Origin of the sequence: Chryseobacterium pyrolae (assembly GCF_025153485.1) — a bacterium.
GTDB classification, from domain to species: Bacteria; Bacteroidota; Bacteroidia; order Flavobacteriales; family Weeksellaceae; genus Chryseobacterium; species Chryseobacterium antibioticum.
The window spans coordinates 562,682-576,756 of record NZ_JANZQH010000003.1 but is presented as its reverse complement, the minus strand read 5'-3'; the positions used below and the strand labels follow the sequence as shown (position 1 = coordinate 576,756).

At 38.1% G+C, this 14,075-nt stretch carries 16 protein-coding genes; 6 read left to right on the top strand and 10 right to left on the bottom strand.

The genetic code is table 11. From position 1 onward, the window contains the following. Positions 1 to 171 precede the first annotated feature (171 nt). Genes tyrS through NZD88_RS09430 form a run of 3 tightly spaced genes read left to right on the top strand, consistent with a single transcriptional unit; the run spans position 172 to position 2,394 of the window. A complete protein-coding gene (tyrS, locus tag NZD88_RS09440) occupies positions 172 to 1,371 on the top strand; it encodes a tyrosine--tRNA ligase (RefSeq protein ID WP_259828874.1) in 1,200 nt (399 codons plus the stop codon). A 55-nt stretch (positions 1,372 to 1,426) separates the two neighbouring features. Next, positions 1,427 to 1,948, top strand: coding sequence for a 3'-5' exoribonuclease domain-containing protein (locus NZD88_RS09435; protein ID WP_169234907.1), 522 nt, complete (start codon positions 1,427 to 1,429; stop codon positions 1,946 to 1,948). Positions 1,949 to 1,953: 5 nt separating this feature from the next. Beyond that, on the top strand, positions 1,954 to 2,394 hold the full coding sequence (locus tag NZD88_RS09430; protein ID WP_259828873.1) for a GNAT family N-acetyltransferase: 441 nt from the start codon (positions 1,954 to 1,956) through the stop codon (positions 2,392 to 2,394). Positions 2,395 to 2,733: 339 nt separating this feature from the next. Here the strand turns inward: NZD88_RS09430 and NZD88_RS09425 are convergent, their stop codons facing one another. The 8 genes from NZD88_RS09425 to panD all read right to left on the bottom strand — a co-directional run bounded on the left by NZD88_RS09425 (position 2,734) and on the right by panD (position 10,233). After that, positions 2,734 to 4,248, bottom strand: a complete 1,515-nt coding sequence (locus NZD88_RS09425) for a helix-hairpin-helix domain-containing protein (protein ID WP_259828872.1) — start codon at positions 4,246 to 4,248, stop codon at positions 2,734 to 2,736. Between the two features lie 3 nt (positions 4,249 to 4,251). Continuing rightward, positions 4,252 to 5,502 carry a PP2C family serine/threonine-protein phosphatase gene (locus NZD88_RS09420; RefSeq protein WP_259828871.1) on the bottom strand — a complete coding sequence of 417 codons (1,251 nt, stop codon included), beginning with the start codon at positions 5,500 to 5,502 and terminating at the stop codon, positions 4,252 to 4,254. Positions 5,503 to 5,517: 15 nt separating this feature from the next. Continuing rightward, the gene (locus NZD88_RS09415) at positions 5,518 to 6,561 is read right to left on the bottom strand and encodes a TerY-C metal binding domain-containing protein (protein ID WP_259828870.1); all 1,044 of its coding nucleotides are present in this window, start codon (positions 6,559 to 6,561) and stop codon (positions 5,518 to 5,520) included. Between the two features lie 23 nt (positions 6,562 to 6,584). Then, positions 6,585 to 7,223, bottom strand: a complete 639-nt coding sequence (locus tag NZD88_RS09410; protein ID WP_259828869.1) for a vWA domain-containing protein — start codon at positions 7,221 to 7,223, stop codon at positions 6,585 to 6,587. Positions 7,224 to 7,305: 82 nt separating this feature from the next. Continuing rightward, a complete protein-coding gene (locus tag NZD88_RS09405; protein ID WP_259828868.1) occupies positions 7,306 to 7,977 on the bottom strand; it encodes a TerD family protein in 672 nt (223 codons plus the stop codon). Positions 7,978 to 8,007: 30 nt separating this feature from the next. Further along, positions 8,008 to 8,583, bottom strand: a complete 576-nt coding sequence (locus tag NZD88_RS09400; RefSeq protein ID WP_169234900.1) for a TerD family protein — start codon at positions 8,581 to 8,583, stop codon at positions 8,008 to 8,010. Between the two features lie 267 nt (positions 8,584 to 8,850). Beyond that, positions 8,851 to 9,879, bottom strand: coding sequence for a lysylphosphatidylglycerol synthase transmembrane domain-containing protein (locus NZD88_RS09395; RefSeq protein WP_259828867.1), 1,029 nt, complete (start codon positions 9,877 to 9,879; stop codon positions 8,851 to 8,853). 3 nt (positions 9,880 to 9,882) lie between these two features. Continuing rightward, the gene (gene panD / locus NZD88_RS09390; protein ID WP_034709952.1) at positions 9,883 to 10,233 is read right to left on the bottom strand and encodes an aspartate 1-decarboxylase; all 351 of its coding nucleotides are present in this window, start codon (positions 10,231 to 10,233) and stop codon (positions 9,883 to 9,885) included. 398 nt (positions 10,234 to 10,631) lie between these two features. On the opposite strand from panD, the gene NZD88_RS09385 reads away from it, so the two are divergent. Beyond that, positions 10,632 to 10,922, top strand: coding sequence for an HU family DNA-binding protein (locus tag NZD88_RS09385; protein ID WP_034706527.1), 291 nt, complete (start codon positions 10,632 to 10,634; stop codon positions 10,920 to 10,922). 332 nt (positions 10,923 to 11,254) lie between these two features. On the opposite strand, the gene pdxH is transcribed toward NZD88_RS09385, so the two are convergent. Beyond that, positions 11,255 to 11,896, bottom strand: coding sequence for a pyridoxamine 5'-phosphate oxidase (gene pdxH / locus NZD88_RS09380; RefSeq protein ID WP_259828866.1), 642 nt, complete (start codon positions 11,894 to 11,896; stop codon positions 11,255 to 11,257). A gap of 24 nt (positions 11,897 to 11,920) precedes the next feature. On the opposite strand from pdxH, the gene NZD88_RS09375 reads away from it, so the two are divergent. Together NZD88_RS09375 and NZD88_RS09370 are read left to right on the top strand one after the other, a co-directional pair. Further along, complete coding sequence (locus NZD88_RS09375) at positions 11,921 to 12,469, top strand: YqgE/AlgH family protein (RefSeq protein ID WP_169236924.1); 549 nt, start codon at positions 11,921 to 11,923, stop codon at positions 12,467 to 12,469. Between the two features lie 107 nt (positions 12,470 to 12,576). After that, positions 12,577 to 13,158, top strand: coding sequence for an N-acetylmuramoyl-L-alanine amidase family protein (locus tag NZD88_RS09370; protein WP_259828865.1), 582 nt, complete (start codon positions 12,577 to 12,579; stop codon positions 13,156 to 13,158). Between the two features lie 81 nt (positions 13,159 to 13,239). Here NZD88_RS09370 and NZD88_RS09365 read toward each other — a convergent pair whose 3' ends face one another. Further along, positions 13,240 to 14,052: an aminotransferase class IV gene (locus NZD88_RS09365; RefSeq protein ID WP_169236922.1), complete on the bottom strand. Its 813-nt coding sequence runs from the start codon at positions 14,050 to 14,052 to the stop codon at positions 13,240 to 13,242. Positions 14,053 to 14,075 lie beyond the last annotated feature (23 nt).

Below are 14,075 nucleotides of genomic sequence, written 5' to 3'. Positions count from 1 at the left end.
AATGAAACATTTAAACAGCATATTGCGTCTTCCTTTTTTCAGTGAGTATTACTACCCGGCCAAACGTTCGGGAAGACTTTCTATATCTGTAATTTAATAAGAATAATCTAATATCAATATAGAGCCCGGACAGCATTGTCCGGGCTTTTTTTGTTTTAAAACCAAATAATTATGATCAGTACATTACAAGAAAATGCAGCCATTATTCTTCCGGAAAACGGTCTGGAACAAAAATTCAAACAGGCGGAACTGGAAAACAGAAAATTAATGATCAAACTGGGATTTGATCCTACTGCTCCGGATCTGCATCTGGGGCATGCTGTTGTACTTAAAAAGTTGAAACAGTTTCAGGATCTGGGGCATCAGATCATTATTGTGGTTGGAAGTTTTACGGCCAGAATCGGTGATCCTACGGAAAAAAATAAGGCCAGAAAACCTTTGAGTGTTGAGGATGTCAATCACAATGCACAAACTTACATCAATCAGCTTTCTAAGATCATTGATGTGGAAAAAACGAAAATTGTTTTTAATTCTGATTGGCTGGATGCCCTCAGTTTTTCAGAAGTCATCCAGCTGATGTCAAAAGTTACCGTAGCTCAGCTGATGCACAGAAATGACTTTAATAAAAGATTTACGGAAAACACGCCTATTGCGATGCATGAACTTGTATACCCTATCCTTCAGGGCTTTGATTCGGTACAGATTAAATGTGATATTGAGATGGGCGGAACGGATCAACTTTTCAACTGTACCATGGGAAGACAGCTTCAGGAAGTTCATCAGATGCCAGCACAGATTGTGATGTGCATGCCTCTTTTGAAAGGTCTTGACGGTAAGGAAAAAATGAGTAAATCTTTGAACAATACTATCGGTCTGACGGATGAACCGAATGAAATGTTTGGAAAAACAATGTCGATTCCGGATAGCCTGATCGAGGAATTTATTGATCTCGCTTCTGACTTTACTTCTGAAGAAAAATCAGATTTAAAATTAAAATTAGAACACGGAGAAAATCCAATGCATATCAAAAAGAGAGTCGCTAAAAATATCATTACGCAATACCATGATCGATCAGCGGCATATCTTGCAGAAAAATTTTTCAGTAGTCAGTTTCAAAATAAAAACTTTGAAGAGAAAGTGTACGAACCTGTATCTTTAGCCTCATTTCAATCTCAAGCAAATAGAGTGACAGCAGTGGAATTGTGCAGCCGGCTTAAAAGTGACCTCAGCAAATCGGCCATTCGAAGAATGATCCAAGGCGGAGGCATTCAGATTAATGATACCAAGATAACGGATCCTGATCAGGAAATTGAGCTTTTAAAGGAGACTAAAATAAAAATCGGGAAACTAAGTTTTTTCGAACTTGTTTAAAATCGGGGGATTGGGTGCATAATTTTAATTATATTCGTCTGATTAAAGACGAAAGATGAGCTATTTTATGGTCGATATTGAATCGGATGGCCCGATTCCCGGAGATTTTTCGATGGTCTGCTTTGGAGCAGTCCTTGTGAATGACGCATTGGATACTACTTTCTACGGAAAACTGAAACCTATTTCAGAAAAATTCAATCCGGATGCTTTAGCGGTTTCCGGATTCAGCAGGGAGGAAACCATGTGTTTTGATGATCCTAAAGAAGTCATGCTGGAATTTGAAGAATGGATCAAAGAAAATTCGAAAGGAAGGCCAATTTTCATCAGTGATAACAACGGTTTCGACTGGATGTTCATCTGCTGGTATTTTCATCATTTCACCGGAAAAAATCCGTTCGGCTATTCTTCAAGAAGGCTTTCTGATCTCTACTGCGGACTGGAAAAGGATACTTTCGCGCAGTGGAAGCATCTCCGTAAAACAGAACATACGCACCATCCTGTAGATGATGCCAAAGGAAATGCTGAAGTTCTGCTGCATATGAAAAATGAAATGGGACTGAAAATCGGATTAAAGTAAATACTATGAACACACATCTTACCTACAGAAAAGCTTCAAAAAACGACATTGATTATCTTCTTGATCTCAGAACGAAAACCATGAATCCGCATTACACCGATTCTCATCTCCCAACAGACAGAGAAACAACACTTCAGCGAATTCTTTATCAGTTCGACAAAGCCCATATTATCCTTTTAAATAATGAACCTGCCGGATTATTGAAAATCAACAAAGCTGATGATAAAACGGAGGTTCTGCAACTGCAAATAGATCCCACCCAACAGGGCAAAGGACTCGGAAAAATGATTTTAAAAGACATTCTTGAAGAAGCGTCTAAAGAAGGAAAAACAGTAGAATTAAGTGTCTTAAAAACCAATAAAGCTCAACATCTATATACCCGTTTAGGTTTTAAAACGGTGGGTGAAGATGAACATTCTTATTTTATGGAATTTCAAGGGAACTGAAGCTCCTATTCTTTTCAACCACAAAAGTCACAAAAGCTTAACACTTAAGTTATTTTTTAAGCTTAACACTCTGCGTAGAAGAAGTACACTTAAGTTTTTAAAAAATCTATACATTTTTATATCATCATTCAAATCTGCTTTATCTGAGAAATCTGAGGGATTTAAATATACTATCACTGACGACAAATATTACTTGGGACTAAGGCTCCTGAAACCTTTACCTATTCAAATTCTTCTCAACAACAAAAGTCACAAAAGCTTTACAATTAAGTTATTTTTAAAGTTTAAAACTCTGCGTAGAAGAAGTACACTTAAGTTTTTTAAAATCTATAGGATTTTTTATGACTGATTCGCCAAAGTAACAAAGACCAGTCTTCCGCCTTCTTCAGCAGACAAAAGTATCTTCTTGCCATTCATAAGCTCAACCATAGATCCGGGAGGAATCTCTTTCTGTTCCGTAACATCTTTCATGGAAGTCAGACTCTGATTGACCAGCACCCATCTCCCTTCATGAAAAGTAAAATACCCTACAGGCATTTTATCCTGCATTGTAAGATTTTCGTTTCGGATCACCTTTCTGGAAACATGCCATTTGAATAAATACTGATTGTGATACACCATCAAGCGGTGATTCTCAGGTTTCCAAACCTCATCATCGAATTTAAAGTACAGATCCAGAACCGGAAGTGTTCCACGATGTGGAGTGCCGCAGAAAGGGCATTTCGGATTGCTGCTATTGTCAAATACGTACCATTTTTCAGTACATTCCGGATTGTGACAGGGTTGAATCAGATCGGCAGTCTTTAGCAGCGCAGTTTCCCATTCATTGGCTGTAGGACGCCTGATTGGATCGTGAAGTCCATCTATAAATGCTTTTCTAAAAAGTTCAGAAAGATAAGGACCCGCAGCGGTGTAAGGAATCTTTTGAGGATCGCCCCAGAAAGCATCCCATTTTCTCAGGTGATCGGCTTTTACATGATTGGAAGGATCCTGAGAATGTTCTATGAACAGAGCTTTTTCACCCATGGAAATTACCTCATCTTTTTCAGAATCCAGATCCCATATTTTACTCCCTCTCAAAGGATGTCTTCTGAAGAGGTACATATAAATCAGGACTGCCAATGCATGAAGATCCGTTTTCTGGTTAGGAAGGTGTCTTCCTGGATCCTGCATGCTAAGATGTTTCGTCTTTAAAACTTCGGGAGCAATAAAATCTGCAGTTCCAATCACTTCAGGAGGGAAGAGTTTCGGTACTACAAGACCGTCTATATCAATAATACAGGCCGATTTCGTCACCGGATCTATCAGAATATTATTATAGGAAAGATCGGAGTGCGCCAGTCCCATCTGGTGAAGCTTCTTCACTCCCCGGCTGATATTAATGGTGATCTGAAAATAGCTCAGCCAATCTCCGAGTTCTGAATGATCCAACCTCAACGGATACTGCTGATTCCTGAACATGGGAGCAGTGAACCATTTCCCGACTTTATCCTGCCCCTGAATATTATCAGATCCTATATATCCTTTCGCAAAGAAGAATTTTTTATGGTAAATGGGAACCACAATTCCCGTCAGTTTATCCTTTTCTACAATATCATAAGGCCACCTGAATATTTCGTTCAGAAAATACTCTGATGAATTTCCGTTCTGTATATTTCCAAGATAGGTGGAAACAATCCTCATGATACGTTCTTTCTGGCCGGCATCCAAAGGATTCCGGTAAAAAGCGACCACATATTCCCTGTCAGGCGAAAAGTAAACATCTTTCACGCCGCCCCGGATCGGGCTTTCATCCACATATTCATAGGATTTTGCAGTGTCCAGAACAGAAACAACTTTAACGGTCTTTTTCATGTTTTAATAGATTATGGCCAGTGTTCGGTCGTCATGATTTCCCCGGCTCCAGAAATCTGTCCATATCAGAAGTTGTTGATCAATATTGGTAGCGTTGATAAAGTCTACTTTTGTGCGGTCATCATTATTTCCGTCCAGATCGTTAAAAAATGCTTTCCAGCTATCTGTATCTTCAAGCTTGCTTTCTGTCATGAATTTCGGATCGTAAATACCATCCGTCATCAGTACGAGATAGGAAAAATCATTGACACAGGTCACTCCAAATCTTGAAACGATATCATCATTGAAGATCTCTTTCATGGTGATAAATCGGGTACCGCCTCCAAATTCACCTACATCCATTGTATTGAGCAGCTTTACTTCAGAAAACTCCGGACTGATTACATTGATGGGACAGTCTCCTACTCCAAACGTAAGAATGACATACCCGAAATCAAACTTTTTTATTAGTGCAAAGATCAACGTTGTATGAAGATCCTTTATGGAAAAGGAATTTTCCGTAGCTGTTTTATCCAAAACATGATATACATGCAGGACTCCTTTATAAAGTGACCTTATGATATTCTCTCTGGCTTTGGACCTTATTTCTTCTGATGATTCAGAAGTATTGTAAACGATTTCAATATCTTTTCCGATTTCGGTTAAAATTTCTTCAGAATTGAAGAAACTGTTAACTGAAACGGCAGCCAGTCTTGAACCTTCTCTGGCCATTACAGCAGACCCTGCCCCATCAGCAACGGAAATAATACTCCAGCCTCCGGGAAGTTCATTCACCGCAAAATCATCATCCCTGAATTTTCCTTCATGGGCATGGGAACGACCTCTCTTCGATACAACGGTAATTTTTTTGTCTGAAAATTTACCCTGATAAGATACTTCATCGGGTTTATAGTAAATATCGTTGGTATCAGAAGGAATATTTTTCCAAAGGTCTTTGGGATCGGCATTAACGAACAGATGCACTTTTTTAATCTCCGTGCTATTTTGGTCATGGGTATGGTAGAATTCAATATCAAGATCATGAACACTGCTGGTGTATGGAATACCGGATATTCTGTTATTTTCAAATGTAAGTCCGCTCTCTTGAAGATTCGCGATATTTTTGATCTTTATATTCGGAAAGTCATCCATCTCAAAACTGAATTCATAAAACTGTTTTGAACTGGCATTTTTAAGCACCAGATGGACTTCTTTAAATTCTTCTTTTTCCCTATAAATAGCCGCTTTTTCCATGTCTTTCGTTTGATCTCTCAAATAGGATTTTCTTTGCTACCCTAATGTTCTGTTAATATCAAATCCTTCGCTTGAAAACCCGTAATAATCTGAAGTTCCGCACCACGGACATTTGTTGTATCCTTCCCCTTTCAGGCAGTGAATTCCACCGCAAGAACAGGTTGCTAAAGCGATAGGATTCGCACAGTGAGGACAGGAAGTACCTCCCTGAAGTTCTTCTATGGATATTTTAAGGTTGTTTTTCTGAGAAGATGAAAGTCTGAAATAGGCTTTTTCATCAATTTTATACGCTCCATCCAGTCTGTAATATCTTGTGGACATTCCCGGTATTCCTGATTCGGCGAATGTTTTCTTGAATTTCATCAAATACAGTTTCTCGGTTTCAGAACATTTACCATTCAGCACCACAAAATTATTATCCGGGAATTTTTGTTCCAATTGAGGATCTACTTTTTCCAGAATAATGGAATCAATTTTCGAAAGATTAATTCCTTCTTTATTAGCTTCGGTAACACTCTGGCTGGTTGTTTTAATGGAATCCGTCACCCATTTGAAAAATTCTTTATAGGAATTCTCATCAGAGTTATTGAACAGCAAAACATTGTCTGATAAAGTACCCAGCAGCTTATAATTTGTATTTTCACCGATAGATACGGCAATAGTATTGGCTTTCCCGTGGTACTTATTGTTCCATCTTTCAATAGCTTTTGTCGCATCATCGGTAGGAACCCCATCTGTAAAAAGAAAAACGATAGGTTTCCAGTCGCCTTTTCTTTCATAAGTGGTTTTTACGATATCTCTGTCTATACAATCCATTACTTTAATAAGACCTTGCGACAGTGATGTACCACTTCCGATAGGAATCTTCGGCGGATAAAAGCTAATGATATCCTGAAGCGGCGTAATGACTTCAGCCTCTCCTGCAAAACCTATAATCGAAATATAGACCGTTTCCAGTGAATAGGGGTCTTTCTTCAATTCTCTGATGATATTGGCGATACCTTCCTGTACCTGCTCAATAGGATCTCCAACCATAGATTCGGAGACATCGACTAAAAAATAAATGGGCAGTCTTCTCATGATTTATAGTAAAGACAAGTGATTTAGATAATAATATTAAGCTCGGAAGGTGGCGGAGGCAGTGGTGTGCTTTCTCCGGTCCCCTGTGATTTCCCTCCCATGGTAATGGACGAACTTACCCATTTAAAAAATGAGGAAAGTGTAATGGCATCGGTAGTATCCAGTTTTACCACATGGTCTGTAAGCTCCTTCAGAAACTGTTCATCTGCTTTCGGACCTGCCGCGCAGCCTACAATAGCTCCGAATTCCAGGTCTCTGATCACGGGGATCATCTGTCTGTATTTCTGGATATCGGAAGGTTTCCCATCGGTAAAAATAAACAGCAGCGGTCTCCAGTCTTCTTTTTCATCTGAAGAACCTTTTACCAATTCTTTCTTCACCAATTCCGAAACCATTTCCAATGCCGCACCGGTATGGGTAGGACCACTGTCCGGACAGGTGATCTCCATGGGATAAAAACTGGCCAGATCAATCAGTGGTATGATATTTTTAACCTCGCGGTCAAAAGTGATCACACTCAGATGAAGGCTGTCCATTGCCTGAGGGTCGGCACGGAGCATGCTTATCAACCCGTTAAATCCATTATTTAATGCCTGGATAGGCTCTCCATTCATAGAACCTGAAGTATCCAGTAAAAAGTATGCTAATAATCTCCTGCTCATGGTAAGATGATATTAATTCTGAAGCCGGCAGGGAAGTTTTCAACTTCCGCTGCCGGCTTTTTAGTTTGATCAATAGTAAGGTTTAATTGCTGTATGCGTACTGCTTCAGAATCTCAATAAAATTATCTGTCTGATGAGGTTCGCCAATAGCACGGAATTTCCAGTCGCCATTGTGTCGGTATGCTTCTGCAAAGACCATTGCACATTTCCCGTTCATACTCGAATCTCCTGACAGGCTGTATTTTGTAATTTCTTTCCCTTTGGCATCTACCGCCCTGATAAAGGCATTTTCGATCATTCCGAAATGCTGGTTATTTTGTTTTCCCTGATAAATGGTCACCAGGAATAATATTTTCTGATAGCTTTCGTCCAATTGGTCGAGCTTAACGATGATCTGCTCATCATCTCCGTCTCCTGCTCCGGTTCTGTTATCTCCGGTCAGCCATATATTTCCGCTTGGATGCTGCATAGAATTAAAGAAAACCACATCACCCTGATACAATGCGATCTGCCTGCCTTCATTGGTCTGTACCGTTTTTCCAAGGTTGGCTACTTTCCCGTTTCCGTCTAAAAGAAAAGCTACTGCATCAAGATCATATTCTGCTTCTTTACTGAAAAGTTTCCCAAAGAAACCACCTTGTTTTCTGACATCCCATCCTAAACCGATCGTTACTTTTGAAAGGTCGTAAACACTTTCTCCACGGTCATTTTTTCTTAAATCAATCGTTTGACCTTTCTGTAAATTAATTGCCATAGTTATAGTTTTGTGTATTTGAAAATATAATTATTTAATGATCTGTCCTTTGTAGTATTTCTCCAGGAAGAATGCCAGATCTGCTCTGTAGCCTATTCCTGATGCTTCAAATTTCCAGCTTCCGTTTTTTTTGTATAATCTTCCGAATTCTACTCCGGTTTCAATAGAGAAATCTTCGTCCAGCTCATACTTTGCGATCTCCTGGTTGGTGCTGTTATCTACAATTCTGATGTATGAATTTCTCACCTGTCCGAAGTTTTGTTTTCTTCTTTCAAAATCTTCGATGGTCACTACAAAAAGAATTTCTTCTGCTTTCGGATCTACTTTTTCAAGATCTACAATAATGGCCTCATCATCGTCCCCATCACTATTTTTACCACTCGGGTCGTCTCCTGTATGAGTCAGTGCACCGTCGGGAGACTGAAGGTTATTATAAAAAACAAAACATTCCTCATTGACTAATTTTCTGTCGGAATCAATCATGATGGCAGAAGCATCCAGATCGAAGTCAAAACCTGTTCCTTCATTCGGGTCCCAGCCCAGTCCTATCGTCATTTTTGTAAGTCCTATCTCGATCTTTTGCCCTTTCTGTAAATTAATTGCCATAGTGTTTTAGATTATTAATTATTTTTCGTTTAAGATAAATTTGATTTGTGAACTGACCAAATTTATTGATAAAAAAATGAATGGCATGCGGTAATGTTTAATTTTAATAGGCTTTTAACATAAGGAAATGGAATCAAAAGGTTTCCTCAAGAATTTGATCTATTTTTAAACCATTAAAGACCAATGATTCTTTATCATTACAATCTCAACATAAAAAAAGTCCAATTTTTTAATTGGACTGATATGAATTGAAAAGGTATTGTTGAATTAATCTTTTATTTCCTGATCGGAAACTGCTTTTTCTCTTGCTTTCGCCAGCATAGGAATGGAAATAAGCCCCATTACCAGCATAATGGTAATCTGTAATGGAAGCGAGATGAATGAATAGGTCAGCCCCATTTCACCTCCTAGTTCGGCACTTTTCCCCATTGAAATAAAGAGTGCCATAAACCCGAACTTCATAGCCAGATTGAAAGCACCGATTCCGCCACTGGCAGGAACGATCATTCCCAATGTACCGACAACGATGATAAAAAAGCCGTCAGCAATAGTAAAATTGGAGGTTTCAGGAAGTGCAAAACAGACAAGATAGGCTGCAAAGTAATAACAAACCCATATTCCTAATGTATACAGGATGAATTTTCCTTTTTCTTTTAATTTAAATATGGATGCGAGTCCCTCGAAAATTCCGTCAATAAAATTCACGATCTTTCCTAGAAACGGAACGTTGGCCAATTTCTTCTTAAATACAAAGAATGCAACTGCCCCTACCGCCAGGACTGAAACAATAAGTACTATTTTATTAGGATTAATGTTAACGCCCGAGTTTTCATAAAAAGACAGAATTGCTTCATATTTAAAAAGCAGGGTCAGTCCCAGAAACCCAAGCATGCAGATAAGATCCACTACTCTTTCCAGAATAATCGTCCCGAAAGATTTATCTACCGGAACTTTCTCTACCCCGTATAAAGCAGTAGCTCTTGCCACTTCACCGCTTCTTGGAATGGTAAGATTCATCAGGTATCCAAAAGATATGGACCAGAGTGAATTTGAATTAGAAATTTCATGTCCCATAGGTTCCAGCATCAGGTTCCAACGTATCGCCCTGAACCAGTAAGCCAGAATACCAAATACGGAAGCAAACAGGACCCATAGATAATTGGCTTTCGCCAATGATGCCTTAATCACTTTAAAATCAAGTCCTTTTAACGCAAGCCATAAAAAAAAGCCTGCAAAAGCAAGCGATATTACTATTGTTAGTATTGATTTTAAAGGATTCTTTGATTGTTTCTCCATGGATTAGGTCAGAAGGTTTGTTTTTTCATCGGGGAAAACAATTTTCGGCTGGAAGACTTGCGCTTCTTCGGGCGTCATCTGCGCATAAGCAATAATGATAATGATATCATCTCTCTGTACTTTTCTTGCTGCAGGGCCATTCAGGCATACTTCTCCGGATTTTCTTTTTCCTTTGATAACGTAGGTGTCAAAACGTTCTCCATTGTTGACATTGACGATATAGACCCTTTCTCCCACTACCAGACCGGCAGCTTCTATAAGATCTTCGTCGATCGTTATACTCCCAATATAATTAAGGTCTGAGGCCGTAACCCGTACCCTATGGATCTTTGACTTGAAAACTTCTATTAACATACTGCAAATTTATTAATAAAAATTAATAAAACGGACATTTGAAATCATTTTAAAACTCCCACATACCCAGCTATTTAATTTTATATTAAACAAGTTTTCAAGCTATTATTTATAAAATATGCAAACATATCCGTAAAAATATTAATAGTTTGTACGAAATTCAGGATTTAATAAATACATGAAATAATATTAATTTTTTGCTAAAGTCAATACTCATAAGCATTTGGCATGATTTTAGTGAGCCGTAACGTAGATTTTACGTGAAAAGTCAAATTATCATATTTTAACTGTTTTCGTCAAAAAGCGAAAAATTTTTATAAGTTTTAATAAAATAATTGCACAATTAGAAAATAGTATTATATTTGCTATAATTACGAACTAACTTAATATTAAAAATTATGAACAAGTCTGAATTAATCGACGCAATCGCAAAAGATGCAGGAATCACTAAAGTTGCAGCTAAAGCTGCTTTAGAATCATTCATTGGTAATGTAACAACTACTCTAAAGAAAAAAGATGGAAAAGTTTCTTTAGTAGGATTCGGTACTTTCTCAGTAGCTGAGAGAGCTGCTAGACAAGGTATCAACCCTGCAACTAAAAAACCGATCAAAATTGCTGCTAAAAAAGTTGCTAAATTCAAAGCAGGAGCTGATTTATCTACTGCAGTTTCTGGTGCTAAGAAAAAATAATCATTCAGATTAAAAAAATTCAAAGGCCGTTTCTCGTGAAGCGGTCTTTTTTTATTTAGTAGATTGTGGCTGCTTCGGGAGCCTCAGTCAACTTCTCTTTTCTTTTATAATTTTTAAGTTTTGGCTAAAGCCATTGCCAAGCTTATAAATTGAAAGCGGGCTAAAGCCTGCTCCTATTGAATTTTAATTGATATTTCATCTATACATCGAAATTAGATTAAACCAGACCAGCATCGATTCGAATAAGAAATGTCACCAAGTAAGAATATCCCTATCACAACTCCCATCTTCCGGCTTCTAACTTCTAATCTCTAATTTCCAGCTTCTCATTCCTATGGTGCCAATCTTGAAATCTTCCAATCCAAATCTTCAAGTTGATAAATAATCCTGTCATGAAGGCGATTGGGTCTTCCCTGCCAGAATTCAATTTCGTAGGGTTTTGCGATATATCCACCCCAGTTGTCGGGTCTTGGTACTTCGCTGTTTTCGTATTGTTCTTCGAGTTCTTTTAATTTTTCTTCCAGAAATTCTTTATTAGGAATCACCTGGCTTTGTGGTGAAACTGCGGCTCCCAGCTGGCTTCCTTTCGGTCTTGAATGGAAATAGCCATCACTGAGGTTTTCCGCAATTTTTTCAAGATCAGCTTTAATGATGATTTGCCTTTCGAGGTTGGGCCAGAAAAAACTAAGACATGCTTTATGATTGTTTTCTATTGCTTTTCCCTTTCTGCTGCTGTAATTGGTGTAGAAAATAAATCCTTCATAGGTATATTCCTTGAGCAGGACCATTCTTGTCCTGGGACATCCGTCTTCTTCTACGGTAGAAACCGCCATAGCATTGGCTTCAGAGACTGCCGGACTCGCGCTGGCCTCCAAAAACCAGTCTCTAAACTGTTCAATGGGATTTTGTTTTATCTCACTTTCAATAAGTTGGGATTTCTCATACACTTTTCTCTTGTCGTGCAGGTTTTCCATAAATATTTTTTATTAAATTTGAGTATGAATTACTCATACAAAGGTAAAATATTAATTTCCACACCTGACATTTCCGGCGATATTTTTTCGAGATCGGTGGTGCTGATCGTTGAGCATAACGAAAGCGGTGCATTTGGTTTGATATTAAACAAAAAGAACAGCCAGATGAGTAGTAAGTTCAAAAATTTTTTTGACTTCAAAATAGAGGTCTATGACGGTGGTCCCGTGGAAAATGACAAAGTCTTTTTTATCGTTAAAGAAAAGAAGGTAACCGAGATCTTTTCTGAGATCAATAAGGAGTTCTATATTACGGAAGACATTGAAAGCATTATCAGCGCAGTCCTTAATAAGGAATTGAGCATTCATGATGTAAAAATCTTTTCCGGGTATTCAGGATGGTCTGCAGAGCAGCTGAATGATGAGGTACAGAAAAAGATGTGGACGGTAGTGGATGTGTATAATCTGGATTATACGCTTCCCAACGATCAGACTCTTTGGAAATCGATTATGCAGAACCTGGGTGGAGAATATCTGTTGTGGGCCAACTCACCGGAGGACATTTCCCTTAACTAACTGGATTCCTTCCTGATACACTAGGAAAACATTAACAAACTTTAAGATTACGTTAACCAATTTTAAAGAAAGAATTCCCGTTATTTGAGAAACCAAAAATCACGACCATGAGAGGAATCAAACTACTCGCTTTATCAGCCTTTTCTGCTTCATTTTTATCCTTTACCCCTATCAGTAAAAAATACATCGTTATAGATGCCGGGCACGGCGGAAATGATACGGGAAGTATCTATGGGAAATTCTCGGAGAAAGAAATTACTATAAACATCGCTAACGAGATTAAGAAACTGAATGAAAATCAGGATCAGTATGAAGTTATTTTAACCAGAGATTCTGATGCTTATCCTACTCTTCAGGAAAGAACAGCGATGATCAATAAGCTGAATCCGGAAATGGTTATTTCTCTTCATATGAATAGCAATCCTGAGAAGGAAACGCCAAAGGAAGGAACTGAAGTATATATTCAGAATACTGACGGTTCTAAAAAGCTTGCTGAAAAAATTTCCAAAAAATTTGATGTCCGTAAAATAGAGGAACGCAATCTCCATATGCTGAGAGAAACAAAAGCTCCGGCAGTACTGGTAGAGCTTGGGTTTATCAACAATACCAAGGACAGGGAGTATGTGACCAGCGAAAAGGGACAGAAAGAAATCGCTCAAAAATTCACAGAGATCATCCGTGAATACTAAATAAAGAAACAATTTCTGATTTAATCAGAATAAAACCCGGTAAAGGACTTGGGTACTTTGTTGTTTACCGGGTTTGTCAATTTATTGAAAACTATTTTTCCAGCTTTCCACCATTTCTATAAATCGGGAGCTTTCAAAAGTTTTATTTCTTATTTTACCTACACAAAATATTCCTTTCTCGTCAGAGATCATTAAAATCTCTTCGGCCTTTTGAGATTCAAAAGCTATAATTTCGTGTTCCTGAATATCTGCAAGGTTATTTTTATGTAAAAAAGTAACGAAATTTTCCATTAAAGGAGAGATGTATGCTCCTTCGGACTGTTTCGGAACTTTGATTACATTTCCTTCCAGAAACAAAAGATTTCCGGAAGTGGTACGTGCAATTCTTTTATTGGGATTAAGCAGAATCACATCATCCAGATCATTTTCTTCTGCATAAATTCCACCGTAGATATTTTCCGGACAGTGAACTCTGATATTGCTTAATAAATTATTATTTACATTGATTTCTTTGGTAAGATCCATTTCCAGCAGTCGCTTATGGACAGCCAGTATATCTTCGGATTCCGTTACTTCATAAAAATAGGCTACTGAAGATTTTGAAACGGTCACCGCATCATTATTTCTGAACACCTGGAAATTGATGATCCCGTTTTTTATGCCTTTACCCTCAATAACATCTTTGTGAAAAAGGGTCTGGAAAAATTCCAGGGTATAGGTAAGCGGAATATTCATTCTCATTTTTCTCATGGAGGCCATTAAGAAGAAATAGCATTCTTCATCCATGATCAATCCTCCGTTTCTCACGAAGAAAGAAACCTTCACAGCGTCGCCCAAAAGGAACGCTCTGTTCTTTACATGTAATCCGTCTGATGTAAAATATTGATTTTCCAATTTTTGATGTGATTTATTTATAA

Coding starts and splice junctions, on each gene's coding strand:
- tyrS (WP_259828874.1), top strand. CDS start 172: ATGATCAGTACATTACAAGAAAATGCAGCCATTATTCTTCCGGAAAAC.
- NZD88_RS09435 (WP_169234907.1), top strand. CDS start 1,427: ATGAGCTATTTTATGGTCGATATTGAATCGGATGGCCCGATTCCCGGA.
- NZD88_RS09430 (WP_259828873.1), top strand. CDS start 1,954: ATGAACACACATCTTACCTACAGAAAAGCTTCAAAAAACGACATTGAT.
- NZD88_RS09425 (WP_259828872.1), bottom strand. CDS start 4,248: ATGAAAAAGACCGTTAAAGTTGTTTCTGTTCTGGACACTGCAAAATCC.
- NZD88_RS09415 (WP_259828870.1), bottom strand. CDS start 6,561: ATGAGAAGACTGCCCATTTATTTTTTAGTCGATGTCTCCGAATCTATG.
- NZD88_RS09410 (WP_259828869.1), bottom strand. CDS start 7,223: ATGAGCAGGAGATTATTAGCATACTTTTTACTGGATACTTCAGGTTCT.
- NZD88_RS09405 (WP_259828868.1), bottom strand. CDS start 7,977: ATGGCAATTAATTTACAGAAAGGTCAAACGATTGATTTAAGAAAAAAT.
- NZD88_RS09400 (WP_169234900.1), bottom strand. CDS start 8,583: ATGGCAATTAATTTACAGAAAGGGCAAAAGATCGAGATAGGACTTACA.
- NZD88_RS09395 (WP_259828867.1), bottom strand. CDS start 9,879: ATGGAGAAACAATCAAAGAATCCTTTAAAATCAATACTAACAATAGTA.
- panD (WP_034709952.1), bottom strand. CDS start 10,233: ATGTTAATAGAAGTTTTCAAGTCAAAGATCCATAGGGTACGGGTTACG.
- NZD88_RS09385 (WP_034706527.1), top strand. CDS start 10,632: ATGAACAAGTCTGAATTAATCGACGCAATCGCAAAAGATGCAGGAATC.
- pdxH (WP_259828866.1), bottom strand. CDS start 11,896: ATGGAAAACCTGCACGACAAGAGAAAAGTGTATGAGAAATCCCAACTT.
- NZD88_RS09375 (WP_169236924.1), top strand. CDS start 11,921: ATGAATTACTCATACAAAGGTAAAATATTAATTTCCACACCTGACATT.
- NZD88_RS09370 (WP_259828865.1), top strand. CDS start 12,577: ATGAGAGGAATCAAACTACTCGCTTTATCAGCCTTTTCTGCTTCATTT.